Annotated in this window: 20 protein-coding genes; 9 read left to right on the forward strand and 11 right to left on the reverse strand. The window is 69.7% G+C overall.

Annotated elements, in window-relative coordinates; genetic code table 11:
• Positions 1–232: 232 nt before the first annotated feature.
• The 5 genes from GIY23_RS02530 to GIY23_RS02550 all read right to left on the reverse strand — a co-directional run bounded on the left by GIY23_RS02530 (position 233) and on the right by GIY23_RS02550 (position 4,161).
• Positions 233–1,747 (reverse strand): PPE domain-containing protein, encoded by a 1,515-nt coding sequence (locus GIY23_RS02530; protein ID WP_154075186.1) that lies wholly within the window; start codon positions 1,745–1,747, stop codon positions 233–235.
• A gap of 30 nt (positions 1,748–1,777) precedes the next feature.
• Positions 1,778–2,365 (reverse strand): DUF3558 domain-containing protein, encoded by a 588-nt coding sequence (locus GIY23_RS02535; protein ID WP_154075187.1) that lies wholly within the window; start codon positions 2,363–2,365, stop codon positions 1,778–1,780.
• 9 nt (positions 2,366–2,374) lie between these two features.
• Entirely contained in the window at positions 2,375–2,773 is a 399-nt protein-coding gene (locus GIY23_RS02540) for a hypothetical protein (protein WP_154075188.1), read from the reverse strand.
• Between the two features lie 153 nt (positions 2,774–2,926).
• Positions 2,927–3,718, reverse strand: coding sequence for an ESX secretion-associated protein EspG (locus GIY23_RS02545; RefSeq protein ID WP_154075189.1), 792 nt, complete (start codon positions 3,716–3,718; stop codon positions 2,927–2,929).
• A gap of 155 nt (positions 3,719–3,873) precedes the next feature.
• Positions 3,874–4,161 carry a DUF2530 domain-containing protein gene (locus GIY23_RS02550; protein WP_154075190.1) on the reverse strand — a complete coding sequence of 96 codons (288 nt, stop codon included), beginning with the start codon at positions 4,159–4,161 and terminating at the stop codon, positions 3,874–3,876.
• Between the two features lie 44 nt (positions 4,162–4,205).
• On the opposite strand from GIY23_RS02550, the gene GIY23_RS02555 reads away from it, so the two are divergent.
• The 3 genes from GIY23_RS02555 (at position 4,206) to GIY23_RS02565 (ending at position 7,578) form a co-directional block, all read left to right on the forward strand.
• A complete protein-coding gene (locus tag GIY23_RS02555; RefSeq protein ID WP_154075191.1) occupies positions 4,206–5,678 on the forward strand; it encodes an NCS2 family permease in 1,473 nt (490 codons plus the stop codon).
• 132 nt (positions 5,679–5,810) lie between these two features.
• Entirely contained in the window at positions 5,811–6,254 is a 444-nt protein-coding gene (locus GIY23_RS02560; RefSeq protein ID WP_154075192.1) for a MarR family winged helix-turn-helix transcriptional regulator, read from the forward strand.
• Between the two features lie 100 nt (positions 6,255–6,354).
• On the forward strand, positions 6,355–7,578 hold the full coding sequence (locus tag GIY23_RS02565; protein WP_154075193.1) for an MFS transporter: 1,224 nt from the start codon (positions 6,355–6,357) through the stop codon (positions 7,576–7,578).
• A gap of 206 nt (positions 7,579–7,784) precedes the next feature.
• Here GIY23_RS02565 and GIY23_RS02570 read toward each other — a convergent pair whose 3' ends face one another.
• Positions 7,785–8,414 (reverse strand): superoxide dismutase, encoded by a 630-nt coding sequence (locus GIY23_RS02570; RefSeq protein WP_154075194.1) that lies wholly within the window; start codon positions 8,412–8,414, stop codon positions 7,785–7,787.
• A gap of 378 nt (positions 8,415–8,792) precedes the next feature.
• Here GIY23_RS02570 and GIY23_RS02575 point away from each other — a divergent pair, with 378 nt between their 5' ends.
• The 3 genes from GIY23_RS02575 to GIY23_RS02585 all read left to right on the forward strand — a co-directional run bounded on the left by GIY23_RS02575 (position 8,793) and on the right by GIY23_RS02585 (position 11,795).
• Positions 8,793–9,749: a helical backbone metal receptor gene (locus GIY23_RS02575; protein ID WP_154075195.1), complete on the forward strand. Its 957-nt coding sequence runs from the start codon at positions 8,793–8,795 to the stop codon at positions 9,747–9,749.
• Positions 9,746–10,783, forward strand: coding sequence for a FecCD family ABC transporter permease (locus GIY23_RS02580; protein WP_154075196.1), 1,038 nt, complete (start codon positions 9,746–9,748; stop codon positions 10,781–10,783). Before GIY23_RS02575 ends, GIY23_RS02580 begins: the two co-directional genes overlap by 4 nt.
• A 241-nt stretch (positions 10,784–11,024) precedes the next feature.
• Positions 11,025–11,795: an ABC transporter ATP-binding protein gene (locus GIY23_RS02585; RefSeq protein ID WP_154075197.1), complete on the forward strand. Its 771-nt coding sequence runs from the start codon at positions 11,025–11,027 to the stop codon at positions 11,793–11,795.
• A gap of 4 nt (positions 11,796–11,799) precedes the next feature.
• On the opposite strand, the gene GIY23_RS02590 is transcribed toward GIY23_RS02585, so the two are convergent.
• Complete coding sequence (locus GIY23_RS02590) at positions 11,800–13,296, reverse strand: glutamate--cysteine ligase family protein (protein ID WP_154075198.1); 1,497 nt, start codon at positions 13,294–13,296, stop codon at positions 11,800–11,802.
• 225 nt (positions 13,297–13,521) lie between these two features.
• Complete coding sequence (locus tag GIY23_RS02595) at positions 13,522–14,874, reverse strand: multidrug effflux MFS transporter (protein WP_154075199.1); 1,353 nt, start codon at positions 14,872–14,874, stop codon at positions 13,522–13,524.
• Between the two features lie 247 nt (positions 14,875–15,121).
• On the opposite strand from GIY23_RS02595, the gene GIY23_RS02600 reads away from it, so the two are divergent.
• Complete coding sequence (locus tag GIY23_RS02600) at positions 15,122–15,928, forward strand: TrmH family RNA methyltransferase (protein WP_154075200.1); 807 nt, start codon at positions 15,122–15,124, stop codon at positions 15,926–15,928.
• Positions 15,925–16,485, forward strand: a complete 561-nt coding sequence (locus GIY23_RS02605; RefSeq protein WP_154075201.1) for a DUF2537 domain-containing protein — start codon at positions 15,925–15,927, stop codon at positions 16,483–16,485. Before GIY23_RS02600 ends, GIY23_RS02605 begins: the two co-directional genes overlap by 4 nt.
• Before the next feature lie 182 nt (positions 16,486–16,667).
• Here GIY23_RS02605 and sepH read toward each other — a convergent pair whose 3' ends face one another.
• The 3 genes from sepH to GIY23_RS02620 all read right to left on the reverse strand — a co-directional run bounded on the left by sepH (position 16,668) and on the right by GIY23_RS02620 (position 20,545).
• Complete coding sequence (sepH, locus tag GIY23_RS02610; RefSeq protein ID WP_154075202.1) at positions 16,668–17,678, reverse strand: septation protein SepH; 1,011 nt, start codon at positions 17,676–17,678, stop codon at positions 16,668–16,670.
• A gap of 252 nt (positions 17,679–17,930) precedes the next feature.
• Complete coding sequence (serC, locus tag GIY23_RS02615; RefSeq protein ID WP_154075203.1) at positions 17,931–19,076, reverse strand: phosphoserine transaminase; 1,146 nt, start codon at positions 19,074–19,076, stop codon at positions 17,931–17,933.
• A gap of 311 nt (positions 19,077–19,387) precedes the next feature.
• Complete coding sequence (locus tag GIY23_RS02620; RefSeq protein WP_154075204.1) at positions 19,388–20,545, reverse strand: citrate synthase 2; 1,158 nt, start codon at positions 20,543–20,545, stop codon at positions 19,388–19,390.
• A gap of 491 nt (positions 20,546–21,036) precedes the next feature.
• Between GIY23_RS02620 and pdxH the strand changes: the two genes are divergently transcribed.
• Positions 21,037–21,693: a pyridoxamine 5'-phosphate oxidase gene (gene pdxH / locus GIY23_RS02625; protein WP_154075205.1), complete on the forward strand. Its 657-nt coding sequence runs from the start codon at positions 21,037–21,039 to the stop codon at positions 21,691–21,693.
• Positions 21,694–21,934: the final 241 nt, after the last annotated feature.

Here is a 21,934-nt window from a genome sequence, read left to right on the forward strand (position 1 = left end):
ACGGGGCGAAGGTGCCGTTCGCTCCAAATCCCGGGTGGGGTGAACGGCACTTTCGCCTCACGACACGGGGCGAAGGTGCCGTTCGCTTCAAATCCCGGGTGGGGTGAACGGCACTTTCGCCTCACGACACGGGGCGAAGGTGCCGTTCGCTTCGAATCCCCGGGTGAGGTGAACGGCACTTTCGCCTCACCACACGGGGCGAAGGTGCCGTTCGCTTCAAACGGATCGCCGCTCAGCGGTCGTCGTTGTCCCAGTCGCCGAAGACGGCGGGGGCGACCGGGGGCAGCCCGAGGTCTTCCCACGCTTCGTCGGTGTCGAGCATGTACTTGTTCTCGTGCTCCTGGTCGTCCTCGCCGGGGGCTCCGCGCCCGCGCGCGCCGGGCGCCATCGCGCCTCCGCCCATGCCGCCGCGCGCACCCGCGCCGCCCGCGACTCCGCCACCGGTGCTGCCCGACCCGCCGAGGCCGCCGGTGCCCGCGCGGCCGCCGGCGCCGAGGTTGTTGCCACCCGAGCCGGAGCCGACACCCGAGCCGGAACCTCCGCCCACACCGGAGCCGCTACCGCCGCCGAGACCGCCCACTCCGGCACGTCCACCGGCGCCGAACCCGGAGCGTCCGCCTGCGCCGGAACCGCCGCCGGAACCGCCACCGACACCCGTGGCGCCGCGGCCTCCGGAACCGCCACCGACACCCGTGGCGCCGCGGCCTCCGGAACCGACGCCCGTTCCGCCGCGGCCTCCGGAGCCGCCGCCGACGCCCGAGCCGCCACGGCTCCCGGAGCCGCCCCCAACGCCGGGAGCGCCGATCACGCCGCCGCTGATACCTCCAGGAGTGCCTGCACCACCGGAGCCGCCGACACCAGCTCCGCCGGGTACGCCGGCACCAGCACCGCCGGGGCTGGGCGACCACGCCGAGCCGCTTCCCGCGGGGGAGCCGGTCCCGGCCGAGGCACCACCGCCGACACCGGATCCGCTGCCCGATGCAGGGTCCACGCCCGTGGCGGAGCCGTGGGGGAACGAGCCCTGATATCCGGAACCGGCGGCCACCGAGCTCCCGCCGCCCACCGTGCTCGTGTCGCTGCTCAGGCCGCTACCGGTGTAGCCGTTGCCGCTGCCCACGGTTGCCTTGCCGTGCGGTTGGGCGTCGCCCGGCGCGTAGGTCATCTCCGGGGCCTTCGGGTAGTGCGGCAGGCCCTGGTTCACGCTGCTGACGCCGTTGCTGTAGGTGTCGTAGTGAGCCTTGGCCTCCTGCGCCTTCGCGGTGGCCTGACGCTCCTGCTGCTGCAGGTCGGTCTCCGAACCGGTCAGCCACGCGCCGCCCTTCTCGAGCATGTTGTCCGTCGCCGTGACCTCCACCGGCTCCGGCATGCTGTCGCGGACGCGAGAGAAGTTCCCGACCTGGGCCTCGGCGCTGCTTCCCACCGCGTCCGACACCTGCTGCGCGTCCATCGCGAACTGGCTCATCGGCCGACTCGCCGCGTTGTGCGCCTCCGCCGCCTGGCCCGTCCAGACGACCCCGGCCTGCTTGTTCGCGTCCTCGATGAGGTTCGCGACTTCGTCGAAGTCGGCAGCGATGTCGTTCTTCCAGGTGCGAACCGAGTCGACCAGCTGGCCGGTGCCCTTGCCGCCGTGGATCTGGTTGTACTTCTCGGGGTGGTTGAAACCGACCTGATTCATGATCTCGTCGGAATTGCCCGAATCCGACGTGCGGGTGACGACGTACCCGCCCACGATAATGGGTAGCACCATGGCTGTTTCCTTAAAGATTCGGGTGTGGCATCAGGACTTCGGAGGGAGGTTGCTGAGCGCCGAGGCAGCCGCTTTCTCAGCGATTGCGCATGCGTCCTGCATTTTGGCTTCATCGCTGTAGACAGCCCCGTCGATCATCAGAGTGTCGTGGTCGTTGACTCCGACGATGACGCCGCAAGTTACGTCCGAAGCGTCTACCTTTGCAGCAGGATGGCCTCCGATATCAAGCTCGGTGTAATTCGTGAAGAGATCCTTGTTGCTCTGGATTCGCCCGAATCCTCCGCCGTTCACCGTGTCCGGTGTCACGCTGACGCTCGCGTTCGAGTCGTCCCACACACAGATGCCTTGTCCCCACTCAGACTCTTCGATAACGGGTGGTTCGGTCCCAGCGCCTACGGCGGCGAGATTGTCGGGTGTCAAGCCCGAACACGGGTCCTCCGCGACCGCACCCATGTCTTTGGGATTCTCCACCTGGGAGGCGGGTGGTGGAGGCGCCGCAGAGTTCTCTGTAGTGGGCGCCCCGGGTGTGGGCGAAGGGGCTTGGTCACCCGCACCGCATGCTGCGACCACGAGTATGGACGCGAGGCAAGCTGAGGTGGCGATCACACGGCGTAGCACGACGACTCCTCAAGTCCTTGTTGGCGTGGCGGACTCGTCAGCCTGCTGATAGCCCTGCTGGGCGCTCTTGAGCTGCTCGATCTGGTGTTTCACGCGGTTGATTCCGTCGGTCACGGCGTCGAGAAGGCTGCCTGGACCATTGGTTGCCATGTCGTTGAGTGCTTGAGCCAGATTCTTACTGACTTCGTCGTTCCCAGGTGCGCCGACCGTGCTCAAGCGGCTTGCCTGCCGTCGAATCGACTGCAGCTTCTGCTGGGCGTCTTCGTACTTGGCGATGAGGGCGGGGATCTGGTCGAGCTCGACGGAGAACGACGCCGCCTGGGCGGTGCCGCCGGAGTTCACGGCGGTGTTGACGACGTAGCGGGCACCGGAGCCGGGGACAGCCCCGGAGGGTGAGTTGTCCAGCATTCCTGTCTCCTCCTTTCCTGGCGTGGGTTCTGTTGTGTGCGCTGATCGCGACGATCGGTGTCATCCTGCCAGGGCAGCGGCCGGATATGGGCAGATGTGACGTACCGGGTACCGAGTCGGTTCCGCGGTCCTCCGTTCGGAGCAGCCGCCTCGTCACCACTGGGCGTTGCGATGAGTGCGAGCGGCGATCTCGCCGAGGACACGGTCGAGGGTGGCAGTGTCGGCTCCGGCGAGGACGCGCTGGTTTCCTGCGTTGTAGAGCGCCACGCGCCCGTGGGCGACGTCGAAGACGTTCACGGTCTCCTCGCCCCGGTGCTCCTTTCCGTGCCGGTCCCAGACCGTCACGCCGAGCTGTCCGGCTCCGGACTTGTCCGCGTCGAGGATCTGAGTCATCGCGCGGTAGCCGTCGACGTCGACACCTTTCGCACGCAGGATGCGGTGAATGGACCGTTGGTCCGGCTCGCCGTCGCGGGCGGCTTCGGTGGCGGCGGCGCGCAGTTCGACGAGGTCGACACTCATTGGCGGTGTACGCATCGGTGCGCTCTCGGGCAGCAACGCCATCAGCGAGCGGACCTCGTCGCCTGCCCGAACCTCGTCGATCACGATCCGGTCGTCGGCGACGACGGTGCGCACGGCGAGCTGGCCGGCTCGGTCCACGCACGCCCGCAGCTCGTGGCCCTGGGTCGCCGAGAACCGCAGGTCGTACTCCACGGCCGTGTTCGAGTACGTCGCGATGAGGTCCCACACGTCGTCGGAGACCTGGCCGCCGCGCTCGATCAGGCCTCGGCGCCGACACTCGTCCTCCGCCTCCCGGAACGCGACACGTTGGTCGGCGGGACGCGCCCCGTAGTGGCTGTAGGTCGCCACCATCGGCACGCGAGTCAGCTTCGCCGTCTCGGCGAGGATCGCGAACTCGAACCGGTTGACGTCGATCTTCAGGCCCACGTGTTCTCCCCAGCACCTTTGGACTGTCGCGACGGGAGACTATCGGGTCATCGGCGAGAAAAGGGCGTGAACCGCCGAAACCGAACGATTCTCCCGAGCGCGCGGCCGCGTGAGCCTTTTTGGTGGCTATAGCAACCAAAAAGGCTCACGCGGCTTTAGTCGAGTCCGGAGAGGCCTTTCCACGCGCCGCGCGAACCCCGCCGGGACGCCGACCGCTGCCACCAGAACACCGCGTAGCCGACGAAACCGAGTACGACTCCCGTCAGGCTGGTCCAGAACTCGATCCCCGGGCCCACGGTCAGCGCGAAGAACACGAACGCGGCCATCCACACGAGCGTCGCGGCGAGCACCACCGGGGTCGGCTCGACGAGCGGCGACGGCAGGCCGGGCACCGGGCGAGAGTGCTCCGCCGCGGCGGGGGTGCTGTCGTGTTCGTCGGCCACATCGTGCAGGCTACCCGGGGCACCGTGCTGGATGGTGGGAGCGCATGACGGACAAAAAGAACACCGCACGCGGAACAGCCGTGCTCGACCGGTACTTCCGGATCAGCGAACGCGGATCGAGCCTCACGCGAGAGCTGCGCGGCGGGCTCGTCACATTCGTCACGCTTGCCTACATCATCGTGCTGAACCCGCTCATCCTCGGCAATTACTCGGCCGACGACGCGGGCGCCACCCGAGACGTGGTGGGCGACATCCTGCCGGTGCCGCAGGTCGCCGCCGCCACCGCGCTCGTCGCCGGCGTGATGACGATTCTGTTCGGCCTCATCGCGAACTACCCGTTCGCCTTCGCCGCCGGTCTCGGCATCAACACGCTCGTGGCGGTCACGATCGCGCCACAGGTGACGTGGCCGGAAGCGATGGGGCTCGTCGTCATCGACGGGCTGATCATCCTCGTGCTCGTGGCGACCGGGTTTCGCACCGCCGTGTTCAACGCGGTGCCACCAGAGCTGAAAGCCGCCATCGCGGCGGGAATCGGGGCTTTCATCGCCTTCGTCGGGCTCGTCGACGCGGGCTTCGTGCGCCGCCTTCCGGATGCCGCCGACACCACCGTGCCGGTCGGACTCGGCATCGACGGCTCCATCGCGTCCTGGCCCACCGGGCTGTTCGTCCTCGGCTTGATCTTCACGAGTGTGCTCGTCGCCCGCAACGTTCGCGGCGGCATCCTCGTCGGCATCCTCACCACGACCGTCGTGGCGATCGGGCTGGAGTCGATCGTGGGAGCCGGGCCGTCCCAGGGCGTCAACGAGTACGGCTGGAACCTCGGGTACCCGGCGTTGCCGGAACAGGTCTTCAGCCTCCCCGACCTGGCGCTGATCGGCGACATCTCGTTCGGCGCGTGGACGCGGCTGCCCGCGCTGGCGTGCGCGATGCTCGTGTTCACCCTCGTGCTGGCGAACTTCTTCGACGCGATGGGGACCATGACCGGACTCGGCAAGGAAGCGGGCCTGGCCACCGACGACGGGAAGCTGCCCGGCATCGGCAAGGCACTCGCGGTCGAGGGCGTCGGCGCCGTCGCGGGCGGGGCAGGCTCGGCGAGTTCGAACACGGTCTTCGTGGAGTCCGCGGCCGGGATCGCCGAAGGCGCGCGGACCGGTCTGGCCAACGTCGTCACGGGGCTGCTGTTCCTCGCGGCCATGTTCTTCACCCCGCTCTACGAGGTCGTGCCCGTGGAGGCTGCGGCGGCGGCGTTGGTCATCGTCGGCGCGATGATGATCGCCCAGGTGCGGTTCATCGACTTCACCGACTTCACGATGGCGCTGCCCGCGTTCCTGACGATCGTGATCATGCCGTTCACCTATTCGATCGCCAACGGCATCGGTGCCGGGTTCATCAGCTACGTGGTGCTGGCGACCGCGAGCGGGCGGGGGCGTTCGGTACACCCGCTGATGTGGGTGGTCTCCGCCGCGTTCGTGCTCTACTTCGTCTCCGGCCCCGTCTCCGCCGCCCTCGCCACCTAACCCCCCCAAAACGGTGGGGACAACTCCGCCGCCTGTGGATGGAGGGGTGGCAAATTCGCGCGAATTTGCCACCCGGGGTGAGGGATGTCTCGGAGAGGGGGTGGGGTTATTAGGTAAACTAAGGATGTGGCCGTGAAGTCCGAGACCGACGTCGTAGAACGGGAACGCGCGCTCACGGGGAGGCTGCGCGTCGCGGTTGTGCGGCTGACTCGGCGCCTCCGCGCGCAGACGCCGGACGACGCGGTGACGCTCACCCAACTCTCCGCGATGGCGTCGCTGCGCAAGTCCGGTACGGCGTCCCCGGGCGAACTGGCGGCCCAGGAGGGTGTGCGGCCACCGTCGATGACCAGGGTGATCGCTGCGCTCGAGGACAAGGGCCTGGTCACCCGCCACGCGCACCCCACCGATCGCAGGCAGGCGATCGTGGAACTCACCGAGGCGGGGCACGCGCGGATCGAGGACGAGGTCCACGCCCGCGAGCGGTGGCTCGACCTCCGGTTGGCCGAGCTGGACGACGAGGAACGTGCGGTGCTCAGCCGCGCCGCGGAAATCATCGACCGCATGTCGGGGAGCTGAACAGCCCGCAGTGACAACATCCGCTCCGAGGGACGAACACGACACACCCGGAGCGAGTCCTACCCGGCCGAATCAGTCCACATCGGACTCCGGCGGCGGAATGTTCCGCTCCCTGCGCGAGCGGAACTACCGTTATTACGCCTCCGGTCAGGTCGTGTCCCTGACCGGGACGTGGATGCAGCGTGCCGCGCAGGACTGGTTGGTCCTCGAACTCTCCGGCGGGAGCCCGGTCGCGCTCGGTGTGGCCGTGGCGTTGCAGTTCCTGCCGTCGCTGTTCCTGACCCTGTGGGCGGGTGTGCTCGCCGACCGCTTCGACAAGCGCACCCTGCTGATCTTCCTGCAGAGCGGGCTCGGCGTCTGCGGACTGGTGCTCGGGCTGCTCGACACCACCGGAGCCGTCGCGTTGTGGCACGTCTACGTGCTGTGTTTCGTGCTCGGGGCGTTCGCGGCCGTCGACGCGCCGGTGCGACAGTCGTTCGTGGTCGAGATGGTCGGGCCTGCGCAGCTCACCAACGCGGTCGCGCTGAACTCCATGACGTTCAACCTCGCGCGCATCGTCGGGCCTGCCGTGTCGGGCGTGCTCATCACCCTCATCGGCACCGGCTGGGTGTTCCTGCTCAACGGGTTGAGCTCGATCGCCGTGGTCGCCGGGCTCGTGGCGATGGACGTGTCGCGGCTGCGCCGTCCTGAGCAGCAGCCGCGGGAGAAGGGGCAGCTTCGGGCGGGACTCGAGTACGTGCGGCAACGCCCGGACCTCGTCGCGATCATGGGTGTGACGTTCTGTATCGGCACGTTCGGAATGAACTTCGAGAGTGCGTTCGCGGTGATGGCACGCAACGTCTTCGGCAGCGGCGCCGACGGCTACGGGCTGCTGATCACGATGCTCGCGGTGGGAACGCTGAGCGGCGCGACCTTGGCTGCCCGACGCAGCGCGCGCGGCGGACCGCGGTTGCGGCTGGTGTTCGGCGGGGCCGCCTCGTTCGGTGTGCTGCTGATGCTCGCGTCGCTGATGCCGACGTACTGGACGTTCGCGGTGGCGCTGATCCCGGTCGGCATCGCCGTGATGACCTTTACGACCAGCGCCAACGCGACGACTCAGCTCGCGGTGTCCCCGGCGATGCGGGGGCGGGTGATGGGGTTGTACATGCTGCTGTTCTTCGGCGGCAAACCGCTCGGTGGACTGGCGACCGGCTGGCTCGCCGAGGTCTTCGGTGGGCGGTCGCCGCTGTTGCTGGGCGGGGCGGTGTCACTGCTGGCTGCGCTGGTCGGGGCGGTGATCGTGCGTCGTTCGCGGTCGAAACCGGCGCAGGACTTGCCCCGGTAGACAGGTTAGGCTAACCTAAAGCTCGTCCGCTTCGTGGTGGGAGCGGCAGTCAGTTCGGGAACTGGATTCGGCCCCGGCCTCCGCACGGAGACCGGGGCCGAATCGTGTCCGGAGAGCACTTCGGGGCCCTCCCTGAGGAAGGCCCCGAAGCGTTTCGGCAGATCAGCTTGTCGGAGCACTCACTGCCGAAGTCGTGATCACTCGCCTCACGCGGTGGGCAGCCGCAGGCCGTTGAGGCCGTTGCGCGCGTCCTCGAAACGCTTGCCGACCTCGGCCCAGTTGACGACGTTCCACAACTGCTTGACGTAGTCCGCCTTCACGTTCTTGTACTGCAGGTAGTAGGCGTGCTCCCAGATGTCGAACGCGAGCAGCGGGGTGGTCGCGATCGACAGGTTGGAGTGGTGGTCGCGGAGCTGCTGAGTCAGCAGCCGCTGGCCCACCGGGTCCCACGCGAGCACGCCCCAGCCGTTGCCCTGGATCGTGGTGGACACGGCCTCCATCTGGGCCCGGAACTTGTCGAACGAGCCGAAGTCCTGGTCGATGGCGGCGGCCAAGTCGCCGGTGGGCTTGTCGCCCCCGTCCGGGCTCAGGCCCTTCCACCAGCTGATGTGCAGGGAGTGTCCGGCGAGGTTGAAGGCCAGCGTGGTCTCCAAGCCGACGATCTGGGAGAAGTCACCCTTGTCGCGGGCCTCGGCGATCTTGTCGATCGTGTCGTTGGCACCCTTGACGTAGGTGGCGTGGTGCTTGCTGTGGTGCAGCTCGTTGATCTCACCCGAGATCGCGGGCTCCAGCGCCGCGTAGTCGTAGTCCAGCTCGGGCAGAACGTACTGGGCCATTGTGAGCGTCTCCCTCGGCCTCGGTCGCTGTCAGAAGTGTCTTGCAACTGCAATCTACTTGCAAGAAGGCCCGGTATGCACACGTGGCGCGGAGATCGGTGCCCGGCGAGGGTGATCACAGTCCGTTGACCTGCGTCGGGCGGTCAGGCAGGATCTCCGGTTGAACTTCGCGAACGGGAGAAGTCCGGTGAGGCCGTGGTCCGCCACGTCCGATTCCGGCGCTGACCCGCAACGGTAGGCCGCGTTTCGCGGCGAGCCCGATCGCCCGCTCGCGCAGAGACTCCATCGACCGCCGCGGTCTGCGGTCGGGGTCTGAGCCCGTCGACGCCGGTGTCGCGGGGTCGGGCACGTCACGGGCCGCCCGACCGGAAGGCACCCATGCGCGGCCGTCTCCGCCTGCTCGCCCTCATCGCCGTCAGTACAGTGCTCGCCGCGTGCGGTACTTCCGCACCACCGCAAGCAGCGGAAGGTCACCGCGTCGACAACTGCGGGCGCACCCAGGTGTTCGCCGAGCCGCCGCAGCGGGTGGTCAGTCTCAACCAGCACGCCACCGAGATCCTCGTCGCGCTCGGGCTCGGAGACCGCCTCGTCGGCACCGCGTATCCCGACGACACGCAGCCGCCGGAGTCGGTGGCGGCGGAGTTCGACCGGGTGCCGCAGCTGGCCGAGAAGTACCCGTCGGTGGAGACGATCCTCGAAGCGGAGCCGGATCTCGTCGTCGGCGGTTACTCCAGCGCGTTCCGGGAATCGGACGGCCGGGGCCGCGAGTCGTTGGAGGACATGGGAATCGCGACGCTGCTGCTCTCGGAGTCCTGTGTGGAGGGTGCCGCGACGTCCGGGATGGAGCTGCTCCTGTCGGACATCACGATGTTCGGCGAGGTGCTCGGATTGCGGGAAGCGGCGCGGGAACTCAACGCCGACATCGCGAACCGGGTCCGCGCGGTGGAAGAACGCCTGCGCGACAAGGCGCCCGTCGACGTGTTCGTCTACGACTCCGGCGAGAACGCGCCGATGACGCTCGGCGGGCGCGGTGTCGGTGCCGACGTGCTCCAGCGTGCGGGCGCCCGCAACATCTTCGCCGACGTCGACGAGACCTTCGCGGACGTGAGCTGGGAGGAAGCGGCTGCGCGGCAGCCCGAGGCGGTGATTCTCCTCGACTACCTCGGCGCGCCGGTCGACCCCAAACGGGACTTCCTGCGAGGGCATCCGCTCATGTCCGGCACGCCTGCCGTCCGCGACGGGCGGTTCCACCGAATGCAACTCGTCGAGCTCACCGAGGGGATCCGGTTCCCCGACGCCGTCGAAGACCTCGCCGAGGCGCTTCACGGCGTATGAGGTCCCTGTCCGTGCGGGCCGGACTGCTCGTTCCCGCCCTGCTGGTCGCATTGCTGCTCGCGGTGTGTCTGGCCGTCGCGGTGGGTTCAGTGTCGCTGCCCTTGTCCCAGGTGGGAGGCATTCTCGCCGAGCCGGTTCTGCCGTGGCTGATCGAGCCCGAGTGGACGCGGGTGCGGGAGGCGATCGTGTGGGAATCGCGGATGCCGCGGGTGGCGACGGCGGTAGTCGTCGGCGCGGCGCTCGCGGTCGCCGGGGCACTCGCGCAGACCGTGACCGCGAACCCGATGGCCGACCCGTACCTGCTGGGCGTGTCCCAGGGTGCGGGGTTGGCGGTGTCGATCCTGACCGTCTTCGGGCTGGGAGCGGGGCTCGCCGGGTATGCGACCTTGCCGGTGGCGGCGTTCCTCGGTGGACTGCTCGCGCTGGCGGCGGTGATCGCGGTGGCGGGCCGTTTCGGTTCTGTGACAGCGCTGATTCTGGGAGGGATCGCGGTGGGGCAGATCGCGAGCGCGCTGATGACGGTGGTGCTCTACACGGCTGAGAACTCCGGGCAGGTCGCGCAGGTGATGTTTTGGATGACCGGGGGTCTCGGTTCGGCGCGCTGGGAACTGCTCGCGGTTCCGGCGGCCGTTCTCGTCGTCGGTCTCGTCGCGGCGGTGGCGATGGGGCGCTGGCTGGACCTGCTGCACGCTGGGGACGACGCGGCGGCAGCGAGCGGAGTCGATGCCCGAACAGTGCGGGTGCTGAGCCTGGTCGGTGTCTCTCTCGTCGCCGGAACGGCGGTGGCGATCTCGGGCGGGATCGGGTTCGTCGGGCTGCTCGTGCCGCACGCCGCACGGTTCCTCGTGGGTGGTGGTGCCAGGAAGCTGCTGGTGACGTCGGCGTTGCTGGGGGCGGTGTTCCTGGTACTGGCGGATCTCGCCGCGCGCACGGTGGTGGCACCCTCGGAGCTGCCGGTCGGCGTGCTCACCGCCCTCGTCGGCGGCCCGGTGTTCCTCCTGATGCTCGCCCGGCGGCGACACCCCGTGTGGTGAGGCGAGTGCCGTTCACCTTGTGTGGTGGCGCGAACGGCACCTTCGCCTCGTGTGGTGAGGCGAACGGCACCTTCGCCTCGTGTGGTGGGGCGAACGGCACCTTCGCCTCGTGTGGTGGGGCGAACGGCACTTTCGCCTCGTGTGGTGAGGAGAGCGGTTCACCCTGTGTGGTGGGGCGAAGGGCACTTTCGCCTCGTGTGGTGGGGCGAGGGTGCCGTTCGCCCCGACGGAAGGCGGAGTGATGGCGGTTCGGACCGAAGGGTGGAGCGTCCGGCTCGACGGCCACGACATCGTGTCCGAAGTGGACATCGACGTCCGGAAGGGCGAGGTGTTCGGGATCGTCGGGCCGAACGGCAGCGGCAAGACCACCCTGCTCCGCTCCCTGTACCGGGCGCTGAATGCCTCCGCCGGAGCTGCCGAGGTCGCCGGTCTCGCGGTACCGACGACGCCACGGCGCCGGCTGGCCACGGTGCTCGCGGCCACCGTGCAGGAGCCCGTCCCCAGTGCCGCGTTCACCGTGCGGGACGTGGTCGGCCAGGGCAGGACGCCGCATCTCGGTCTGCTGCAGCCTATCCGGGACGCCGACCGCACGATCGTCGCGGACGCCCTGCGCGCCACCGCCGTCGAGCAGCACGCCGACCGCGACGTCCGCACGCTCTCCGGCGGCGAACGCCAGCGAGTCGCCATCGCCCGCGCACTCGCGCAACGGCCCGAGGTACTGGTGCTGGACGAACCCACCAATCACCTCGACCTGCGCCACCAGTTCGCGGTGCTCGAGCTGCTTCGCGAACTCGCGGCCGGGGGTCTCACCGTGGTCGTGACGATGCACGACCTGCGGATGGCCGTCTCGTACTGCGACCGGCTCGCGGTGCTCGACGAAGGCCGTCTCGTCGCCACCGGAGCACCGAGCGACGTGCTCGGCCCCGACTTGCTGGCGGACGTGTTCGGCGTGCGCGGAAATCTTCGCCGAAACGGGCAGCGCTGGACGCTCGACCTCGAAGGGACGGTCTGAGCGGTCAGTCCAGCGGCCAGCTGTGCACGGGCTCGCCGATGTTGGTGAGCTCGACGTAGCGATGCAGCATCTCCGCGAGCGCCGCCCGGCGTTTCATCCCGGACCGTTCCAGGCTGACGACGAGATCGCGTTGCCACGACGCTCCGGTCTGGCGGGTCAGACAGCGTTGCTCGATCACTCCGAGATGGTGTTCCCGTGCACGATCCGAGACCCCGCACATGCGCAACCCTTCGTGCGCCATCGGCAGCAGCCTGCGCAGCACCAACTCGTCGGGCGCGATCCACCCGGTGCCCGGCCAGTACAACAGCGAGTCCATCCCGTTGCGGGCGCCCGTGTAGAAGTTCTCCTCCGCCGCCTCGAACGACATCTGCGTCCAGAGTGGACGGTCTTGTTCGGTCAGCGACCGTTGCACGCCGTAGAAGAACGCCGCGTTGGCGAGCACGTCGATCACCGTGGGGCCGGACGGCAGCACCCGGTTCTCCACCCGGAGATGCGGAACACCGTCGGTGATGTCGTAGACCGGTCGGTTCCACCGCCAGATCGTCCCGTTGTGCGCACGGAGTTCGGCCAGCGACGGCGCCTGCCCCGCGTCGAGAGCGCCGACAGGATCCTCTTCGACCGGTTCCGGCAGCAGGGCGGGAAAGTAGCGGACGTTCTCCTCGAACAGGTCGAAGATCGAGGTGATCCAGCGCTCCCCGAACCACACCCTCGGCCGCACGCCCTGGTTCTTGAGCTCGACCGGCCGCGTGTCGGTGGACTGCGTGAACAACGGAACCCGGGTCTCGTGCCAGAGAGCCTTTCCCAGCAGGAACGGTGAGTTCGCACCGATCGCCAGTTGGACCCCCGCAATGCACTGCGCCGCGTTCCAGTGCGCGGAGAAGTCTTCCGGCGCCACCTGCAAGTGCAGCTGCACCGACGTCGACGCCGACTCGGGCAGGATCGAGTCCGCGTACGAACGCAGATGTTCCTTGTCGCCGCCGTCGAGCGGGCGGCCCTCCATCTCGAGCAGCATCTCCTCGCCCTTGGCGCGGAAGATCTGCTCGTTGAGCAGCGCGTAGCGCGGGGGTTTCGACAGCCAACGCGGGTCGAGGTGCTCGGTGAACATCGTCGGCAGCGTGCCGATCATGACCATTTTCGCGCCGGCGTCGTGAGCCTTGTGGTCCGCGCCGATCAGTGCGCGGCGCAGCTCGTCCTCCAGCAGGAGCGCGTTCTCACCCGCCAGCGCTCGCGGCCGCACGTTGATCTCCACGTTGTGCTGGCCGAGTTCGGTGGTGAACGACTCGTCGTCGATCTTCTGCAGCACGACCGAGTTCGACATCGACGGAGCCATCGTCTCGTCGACGAGACTGAGTTCGATCTCCAGCCCCATCTGCTGGTGCGGGAAGGAGAAGTTGCCGTCGGCGAGCATCCGGGCGAGTGCGTCGAGCCCCCGCTGCATCTTGTCCCGGTACCGCTGCCGGTCGACCGACCTGAATGTCCGGTTCGTCTCGTCCGTGCCCATGCCGCACTCCCCCGCTTCGGTTGGTCGGCACGCCAGAGAATTCACCGTGACACACGCCCCGAGGCCGGGCCAGCGGCCAAAACGGTGTTCCGGCAGGCCACGCGTGGTGGTCGAAATCCCTGCCGGAGCGGGCTTGCTGCGCCGTCGGGACCCATCGCGGATGGCTGATCGGCTTCGGCGTCGGGCCGATCGGAGCAGGCCCGCGGCTCAGGCCAGGGCCGGGTATCACACAGCGTCGCGACCGGGCCCGCGAGCCACAGTGACCGGCGCGGGGGTGTGGCGACGGCGACCGAGCGCCCACCACGTCACGGTGGCCGCGAGTGCCACCCCGAACATCACCAGAGCCATCGGAAGCGCCGACTCGACGCCGCCGAGACCGACGAGGGGAGCGGCGAGCGCGCCGATCACGAACTGGCACGCCCCCAGCAGCGCGGAAGCACTGCCGGAAACCTCCCGGTGATCGGCCAACGCCAGCATCGCCGCATTCGGCATCACGAACCCCATGCACGAGATGAGGACGAACATCGCTGCCAGTACCGCCACCAACGGGAGCCCCGCCGCCACCGTCGTGACGAGAACGGCCCCGGAAACGGTGGCCGCGATCAGCGCCCTGCCCAACAGCTGCTGTTCGGTGGCGACGCGGCCCGCGAGCAGACCGTTGATCTGCCCGCACGCGACGAGGCCGACCGAGTTCAGCCCGAACGTGAGCGCGAACGCCTGGGGCGACATGCCGTAGACGTCCTGCAACACGTACGACGATCCGGAGACGTAGGCGAACATCACCGCGATACCGAAACCGGCGGCCAAGGCATTACCGAGGAACGACCGGGTGCGCAGCAACATGCCGAACGTGCGCGCGGTCGCCCGCCACTTCAACGGCTGCCGCCAGCGTTGCGGCTTCGTCTCGGGGAGGGCGAACGCCACCACGGCCAGCAACAACGCGCCGAACCCGGCGAGCACGACGAAGACCCCGCGCCATGTCGTGTAGGTGAGCACGCCGCCGCCGATCACCGGCGCCAGAATCGGCGCGAGGCCGGTCACCAGCATCAACGCGGAGAAGAAGCGGGTCGCCTCGGCACCCGAGTACAGGTCGCGGATCGCCGCCCGCGCGATGACCATCCCGGCCGCAGCGCTGAGACCCTGCACGAGCCTCAGCACGGTCAGCTGCTCCACGGAGACGGCGACCGCACACAACACCGACACCACCGTGTACAGCGACACCCCCACCAGCAGGGGGCCGCGCCTGCCGACGGCGTCGCTGACCGGGCCCGCGATGAGCTGCCCGAACGCCAAGCCCAGCAGCACCGTCGTCAGGGTCAGCTGTGCCTGCGCCGAGGACGTCCCGAGAGCCGTGGTCAGCTGCGGCAACGCGGGCAGGTACATGTCGACCGACAACGGGCCGAACGCGGTGAGCCCACCGAGAATCAGCGCGAACCGCAGTTTCGAGCCGCGCGGCGCCGGTTCCGGCGGGTCCGAGGCGACACCGACCGTCGCTTCCGCGAGTGTTCCCGCGGCGACCTCGGGATCGTGCCTGGTCACGTCGGCGCGCGCGCTGGTGACGTCGTCGCCCGGGGGCATGGGGCTCCTCGCGGTCGGGGTGCGGCGTGGTGGTGGCAGTCAGTCCGGGCGCCACACCGTTCTACCCGAACGGTCGCGTGTCGTTCCCGTTCACCTCCGTCAGGTGTGACGAACTCGACCGAGGCAGAGGGCGCGCGGGTTGATGTGCGTCGGTGGTTCCGCGGGTGGCGGCCCACGCAGCTGACGGGACCCGGCAGGGCTCGATGCCGCGGCGGAACACCCCGGCGCGAGATGCGAAAATGAGCACGTGGCGACGGTGATCGAAGTGACCGAGGTCGACGACCCCCGCGTGGACGACTTTCGCGACCTCGCCACCGCCGACCGCCGACCGGACCGGCCCGGGGGACGCGGGCTCGTCATCGCCGAAGGCGTCGTCGTGGTGGAACGGCTCCTCGCCTCGCCGTACCCGGTGCGCTCGCTGCTCGGGGTGCGCCGCAGGCTCGACGCACTCGCCGAGCCGCTCGCCGCCGTCGACGTTCCCGCGCACGTCGCCGAGGCCGACGTGATGGCCCGGGTGGTCGGATTCCATCTCAACCGGGGTGTGCTCGCCGTCGCCGACAGAGCCCCTGTCCCGGACCTCGACGTGCTGCTCGCGCGCAGCAAGCGGGTCGCGGTCCTCGAAGGCATCGGGGACCACGAGAACCTCGGCTCGCTGTTCCGCAACGCCGCCGCGCTCGGTGTCGACGCGATCCTGCTCGGTCCCGGCAGCTCCGACCCGCTGTACCGGCGCAGCGTTCGGGTGTCGATGGGACACGTGCTGCGGGTGCCGTTCGCTCCGGTCGAGAGCATGTCGGCGGTGTTCGAGGCGCTGACCGCTCACGGCTACCGGACCGCCGCCCTCACCCCACGCCCGAACGCAGTGCCGCTGCGCGAGGCCGAACTGGACGACGACAAGGTCGCGGTCCTGCTCGGCTCCGAAGGCCCCGGACTCACCGAGGAGGCCCTTGCCGGTGCGGACACGACAGTGCGCATTCCGATGGCCGACGGTGTCGACTCGCTCAACGTCGCCACCTCCGCCGCCGTCGCTTTCCACGCGATGAACGGGGCCGCATGACGCCGAAGGTGGAACTGGGCGTCGCCGACGGTCGCCCGGTGCTCGTGATCGCTCCGCAGCGGCGGGAGATCGATCCCGCCCACTGCCGACTGCCACCCGGGCTCGTCGACGCGCTACAGGAATGGGCGCGGATCGCCGCGAGCGTCCAGGAAGCCGACGCCCGCGCCGACGCCGTGTCCCGGCGCGGGCGCCAACTCGCCGCGCGAGTCGCGCAGTCGCTCGGCGACGAGATCGGATACCACGATCCCGTGACCGGCGACGTTCACCGGGTCGTCCACCGCAGCGAACCGCCCGAGTCGACGCCGTGGGCGACCGGGCTCACCGTCGCCGCGATCGTCGCGGCGATCACGGCGACCGCGCTCGTCATTGTCACCGCCGGTCTCACCCAGGTGAACGTGCTGCTCGCGATCGCCGTCAACCTCGCCGTGGCCGCCGGATTCGCACCGTCCATCTGGCTCGGGCGGCGCGTGCTCGTGTGGCGCTGGGTCGCCTACGGCGTCGCAGCGGGGATCGTCCTGGCCTGGATCGGCCTGCTGTTCAGCCTGCTCGGGGCTTGAGAAGGCATTTCGGAACGTGGGCAGAGGGTCCGATACCGCGGTGTAGGAGAACCCCTGCCTGAGGAGGGACGAACTGGAACGGAGCCTCGCACCGTGCCGCGACTGATCGGGTGTGAGGCGTGCCCTACGGCACACATGCCAGTCCCCACACGCCCTCTGACGCGCCGAGGCGTGAGCCGCCGTCAGCGGTGGGAGCGGACTCCCAGCAGGACGTCCTCCCAGGACGGGACGATCGGATGGTTCTTGCGGCCCCGACGCGGCGACTCCGGCGCGCGCTGGTCCTCCGGCGCCTCCGCAGACTCCTCCGGGTCGGTGAGCGGCAGCTCCTCGACCTCGGCCATCGGAGGCTCGTCGACCTCGGCGACCGGAGGCTCCTCGGCCTGCACCGGCTCCACCGGTTCCGGCTCCGGGGCGGGTTTGCGCTCGGCGCGCTGCGGCATGTCCAGCGGCGGGATCGACGGGGTGGCGCTGCGCCGCGGCTGCGGCGGGGCAGCGGTCGGTTGCTCCGCGACCGGGAGGCTCTGCTGACCCTCGTCGGTCTCCTCGTCCTGGTCGAGCTCGAGCGCCTCCCGTGCCAGTTCCGTCACCGGGCGCACCGTGCGCAGCGGGCGATTCGGCGCCGGGTCGAGCAGGTCGGCGGCGTGATCGTCCAGCGCGGCCACCGTGCCGCCGTGCGCGCCCGGGTGAAAGACCCAGCGCGCGACGTTGTCCGAGCGGCCCGCGTTCCAGCGAAGCTGCACGACCCACTTGCCGTCGTCGCCCCGCCACGAGTCCCAGCTGGTCTCCGCGTAGTCGTGGCCGCGCATCCCGAAGGTGTGCGCCACGACCTCACCGAGCGTCTGCACGTCCGGCCCGTCCTCCCGGACCGGGTGCGCGCGCTGGGCCATCTCCGCGGTCCGGGTCCGCTCGAGCAGCACCGGGTAGGCGTAGCGCTCCACCTTCTGCTCCGGGATTCCCGACGAGGCCGCGACCTGCTCCACCGAGGCGCCCGACCGGATCCGTGCCTGGATCTCCCGAGGACGCATCTGGGCCTCCAACTCGATCTGCACCTGGCCGAGTCGGGTCAGATCGCCGCGGGCGGCCGCGCGCAGCCGCTCGTCCGCGGGCACCGAGAAACGGTCGCCCGTCTCCGGGTCCTCACAGACGACGGTCTCACCGTCCTCGTCGAGCCCGACCACCCGCAGCGCTCGCATATGCCAGCCTCCCGCCGACTACATGTCACCAAGCTGTGACGATAGCGCGGCGCGGCGTCTTGACGAGTGAGGCGCGCCGGGCCGCACAGTTCGTTGTCACCATCTTTCCTGATCTGACGTGATTCCGCCGCCGCAGTGACGCGGATCGATCCGCCCGACGAATGCCGCTGCCGGGACCGTCCGAGATGGACGAATCCCCGGGCTCCACTGGGAACCCGGGGATTCGGCGCTGTGCGGGGAGAAAACGGTTGATCAGCGCAGCCGCGGGACGAGCCAGTCGATCGCACCGGTCAGCTTCGTCACGTCGTCCGGCTCGATCGCGGGGAACGTCCCCACGCGCAACTGGTTGCGGCCGAGCTTGCGGTACGGCTCGGTGTCGACCACCCCGTTGGCGCGCAACGCCTTGGCGAGGGCGGCCGCGTCGATCGAGTCGTCGAAGTCGAGCGTGACCACGACCTGCGAGCGCTTCGCCGCGTCGTCGACGAACGGCGTGGCGAACTCCGAGGACTCCGCCCACTGGTACAGCCGCTGCGAGGACTCCTTCGTGCGCTGCGTGCACCAGTCCAGTCCGCCCTGCGCGAGCATCCACTCGATCTGGTCGGCCAGCAGGAACAGCGTCGCCACCGCGGGCGTGTTGTAGGTCTGGTCCTTGCGCGAGTTGTCCAGCGCCGTGGTCAGCGACAGGAACTCCGGCACGTAGCGGTCCGAGTCGCCGATCTCGCCGATCCGCTCGATCGCCTTCGGGCTCATCGCCGCGATCCACAACCCGCCGTCGGAGGCGAAGCACTTCTGCGGTGCGAAGTAGTAGACGTCCGCGTTGGCCGCGTCGAACGGCAGGCCGCCCGCTCCGGAGGTCGCGTCGACGGCGATCAGCGCGTGCTCCGAACCCGCCGGGCGGGTGGGCTCCAGCATCACGCCGGTGGAGGTCTCGTTGTGTGCCCAGCCGATGAGGTCGGCGGTCGGGTCGGCCACCGGGTCCGGGGCGTCGCCGGGCTCGGCGGAGATCACGATCGGGTCGGCCAGCCACGGTGCGGCCTCGGTGGCCTTCGCGAACTTCGAGGAGAACTCGCCGTAGGTGAGGTTCAGCGCGCGCTCCCGGACCAGCCCGAACGCCGCGGCGTCCCAGAACGCCGTGGTGCCGCCGACGCCGAGCACCACCTCGTAGCCGTCCGGCAGCGAGAACAGCTGGGACAAACCTTCACGGACCCGCCCGACCAGCGACTTCACCGGCTTCTGCCGGTGCGAGGTGCCCATCACGGCCGCGCCTTCGTCGGCGAGCTTCGCGAGCTGCTCGGTCCGGACCTTGGACGGTCCGCAGCCGAACCGGCCGTCAGCGGGGGCGAACTCCGCGGGCAGCTGCAGCGTGGTGGGGTCGGTGTGCGTGTCGGCCTGCGTCATGCCGGCGCCTCCGGTCGTGGTTGTGCGAACACGGTTCATGGCCAGATGACCGGCGCCGTTGCCGGTTCGAATGCGGTCGAGCCGCGGGACCGGGCCGTCGCGAACATGGGGTCGCGTGCTCCGGTCCTTCGCCCTCGGCCGTGTCGGAGTCGACTCCGACGGCCTGCTCCAGAACCTACTGCTCCGGGGCGCCGGTAGCCAATATCGCAGGTCACAGCCGACCAAATCCGCGGGGCGAACGGCACTTTCGCCTCACCACACGAGGCGAAAGTGCCGTTCGCTCCACAGCATCGTCACTCGGACGGGTGAGTTCAGCTCGCGGGGGCGGGGAGGGGTGCCACCCCGCCCCAGCCGGCGACGTCGTCGAGCGAGCGGGACTCCGGACCGACGTACTTCGCCGACGGACGCACCAGCCGACCGGTGCGCTTCTGCTCGAGCACGTGAGCCGACCAGCCCGCGGTCCGGGCGCAGGTGAACATCGCGGGCATCATCGGCGGCGGGACCTCGGCGAAATCCAGCACGACGGCGGCCCAGAACTCGACGTTCGTCTCGATCGCGCGGTCCGGACGGCGCTCGCGGAGCACCGACAACGCCGCCTGCTCCAGCGCGGCGGCGGCATCGAAACGGGGCGCGGCGAGACGGCGGCAGGTCGCACGCAACACCCGCGCACGAGGGTCCTCGGCGCGGTACACGCGGTGCCCGAAGCCCATGAGCCGCTCACCACGGTCCAGGATGCCTTCGACCACACCGCGCGGATCGCCGGTGCGCTCGACCTCCTCGACCATCGGCAACACGCGGGCGGGCGCTCCCCCGTGCAGCGGACCGGACATGGCGCCGACGGCGCCGGAGAGGGTCGCCGCGACGTCGGCGCCGGTGGATGCCACGACGCGGGCGGTGAACGTGGAGGCGTTGAGCCCGTGCTCGGCCGCCGAGACCCAGTAGGCGTCGAGAGCTTCGACGTGCGCGGGGTTCGCCTCGCCGCGCCACCGGGTCAGGAACCGCTCCGTGGCACCGGCGTGGGCGTCGACCTCAGGCTGCGGCACCGGAGACTGTGCCCCACGAGCAGACTGGGCGACGAAGTCCAGGGCGAGGGCGGAGGTCCAGGCCAGGTGGTCCCGAGCCTGGGCGTCGTCGACGTCGAGCAGCGGGCGCATGCCCAGCGTCGGTGCCAACGTGGCCAGGGAACTCTGTGCGTCCACGCGAACGTCGCCGGTGGAGACCGGCAGCGTCATGGGCGGTGCTGGCGGCAGCGCGTCGCCGAACCGGCCGTCGACCAGCAACGACCACACGTCGCCGAACGGGACACGGCCCGCCAGGTCCTCGATGTCCACGCCCCGGTATCGCAGCGCGCCGCCGTCCCGGTCGGGCTCGGCGATCTCGGTGTGGAACGCGACGACGCCTTCCAGCCCCGGACTGAACGTCGTCTCGGGAGGGGTCGGTGCGTGGGAAGCTGCCTGAGCTGCGGACATGATTGCCTCGTCTCCTCGCTGAGCCGGTCCGACGGAGCGTTCCGACGGCTGTGGATGGTGCGTGGCGGGGTGCGAGGTTGCGACGAGGCGGCCCTGGCGTTGGACAACAGTGCACCCGCGGGTGGCGCGGCGGCAATCATCCGACCCGGGCCGGGTGCATGACAGTGATCACATTCGGCTTCGAGGCGGGCTCGCAGCGTTCCGGCTGTGCCGGGCTCGTGGGTTATGGGCATGTTGGTGAGCGGGGCTTGAGTGTTCAGTGTGTGACCGAACACTGAATTGATTACGGAATCGATCGGGCCGACGCCTGGCATTCGGCACGTGTTCGCGCCGCGTTTACGGTCGAGTGGTCGGCGCTGTCGGCTGCTTCGCACGTTCGCGGGCTGTCGTCAGGGCCTCGCACCCCGTACTGTCCGGCGTCAGCCGCAGGACACGCCCAGTCACCACGAGCGCGCCCAGCCACGTCGGGCGGACCCAGGGAGGACGAGCCGATGACGCCCGAGGCGAAGACCACGCTGCCCTCGATGCGCGTGTCCTACGAGGCCGGAGCGCTCGACGAGACGTTCCTCGCCGACACCTGGCACGAGCAACTGCAGCTCTGGTTCGACGAAGCGGTGGGCGCCGAACTGCCCGAACCGAACGCCATGGTCCTCGCCACCGCCGACGCGGACGGGATGCCGTCGTCGCGAACCGTGCTGTGCAAGGGGTTCGACGAGCGTGGGCTCGTGCTCTTCACCAACTACACCTCGGCGAAAAGCCACGACCTGTCCGCGACGCGGGTCGCGGCGGCCACGTTCCCCTGGTACGCGATGCAGCGCCAGGTCAACGTGCGCGGCGAGGTCGAGAAGGTGCGGTCCGACGAGACCGCGGAGTACTGGGCGCAGCGGCCCCGGGGTTCACAACTCGGCGCGTGGGCGTCACCGCAGTCGCGGGTGGTCACCGGACGCCCGGCCTTGCAGTCGGCGCTGACCGGCATCGAGCGTCGGTTCGCCGACGCGGAGAAGGTGCCGGTGCCGCCGCACTGGGGCGGCTGGCGGATCCGGCCGGACGTGGTGGAGTTCTGGCAGGGGCGCCCGGACCGGCTGCACGACAGGCTCCGATTCCGCCGCGAGGGCGAGTCCTTCACCGTCGAGCGCCTCGCCCCCTGACCCGGCCCCAGCCGCGAGCCTCCCCACCCCGACCGGAGCCCTCCAGCCTCCCGTCACCCACCCACGCCCCCTGTGGACAACTCCACCCCTTGTGGACAACGAGGTGGCAAATTCGCGCGAATTTGCCACCGGGATCCGGCCGTGCGCGACGGTCGTGGACCGGCTGCCGGGCGGTTCCGTCGAGGCCGTGGGCAGCGGGTGGAGGGCAGGGGAGTCTCCGGGCTCACGGTTCGTGAATCTC

The sequence above is a fragment of the Allosaccharopolyspora coralli genome (assembly GCF_009664835.1).
In the GTDB taxonomy this organism is placed as follows: Bacteria; Actinomycetota; Actinomycetes; order Mycobacteriales; family Pseudonocardiaceae; genus Allosaccharopolyspora; species Allosaccharopolyspora coralli.

Excerpts from the sequence above, each read along its gene's own strand:
- GIY23_RS02530 (WP_154075186.1), bottom strand. The coding sequence starts at position 1,747 with ATGGTGCTACCCATTATCGTGGGCGGGTACGTCGTCACCCGCACGTCG.
- GIY23_RS02540 (WP_154075188.1), bottom strand. The coding sequence starts at position 2,773 with ATGCTGGACAACTCACCCTCCGGGGCTGTCCCCGGCTCCGGTGCCCGC.
- GIY23_RS02555 (WP_154075191.1), top strand. The coding sequence starts at position 4,206 with ATGACGGACAAAAAGAACACCGCACGCGGAACAGCCGTGCTCGACCGG.
- GIY23_RS02565 (WP_154075193.1), top strand. The coding sequence starts at position 6,355 with ATGTTCCGCTCCCTGCGCGAGCGGAACTACCGTTATTACGCCTCCGGT.
- GIY23_RS02570 (WP_154075194.1), bottom strand. The coding sequence starts at position 8,414 with ATGGCCCAGTACGTTCTGCCCGAGCTGGACTACGACTACGCGGCGCTG.
- GIY23_RS02575 (WP_154075195.1), top strand. The coding sequence starts at position 8,793 with ATGCGCGGCCGTCTCCGCCTGCTCGCCCTCATCGCCGTCAGTACAGTG.
- GIY23_RS02580 (WP_154075196.1), top strand. The coding sequence starts at position 9,746 with ATGAGGTCCCTGTCCGTGCGGGCCGGACTGCTCGTTCCCGCCCTGCTG.
- GIY23_RS02585 (WP_154075197.1), top strand. The coding sequence starts at position 11,025 with ATGGCGGTTCGGACCGAAGGGTGGAGCGTCCGGCTCGACGGCCACGAC.
- GIY23_RS02590 (WP_154075198.1), bottom strand. The coding sequence starts at position 13,296 with ATGGGCACGGACGAGACGAACCGGACATTCAGGTCGGTCGACCGGCAG.
- GIY23_RS02595 (WP_154075199.1), bottom strand. The coding sequence starts at position 14,874 with ATGCCCCCGGGCGACGACGTCACCAGCGCGCGCGCCGACGTGACCAGG.
- GIY23_RS02605 (WP_154075201.1), top strand. The coding sequence starts at position 15,925 with ATGACGCCGAAGGTGGAACTGGGCGTCGCCGACGGTCGCCCGGTGCTC.
- sepH (WP_154075202.1), bottom strand. The coding sequence starts at position 17,678 with ATGCGAGCGCTGCGGGTGGTCGGGCTCGACGAGGACGGTGAGACCGTC.
- serC (WP_154075203.1), bottom strand. The coding sequence starts at position 19,076 with ATGACGCAGGCCGACACGCACACCGACCCCACCACGCTGCAGCTGCCC.
- GIY23_RS02620 (WP_154075204.1), bottom strand. The coding sequence starts at position 20,545 with ATGTCCGCAGCTCAGGCAGCTTCCCACGCACCGACCCCTCCCGAGACG.
- pdxH (WP_154075205.1), top strand. The coding sequence starts at position 21,037 with ATGACGCCCGAGGCGAAGACCACGCTGCCCTCGATGCGCGTGTCCTAC.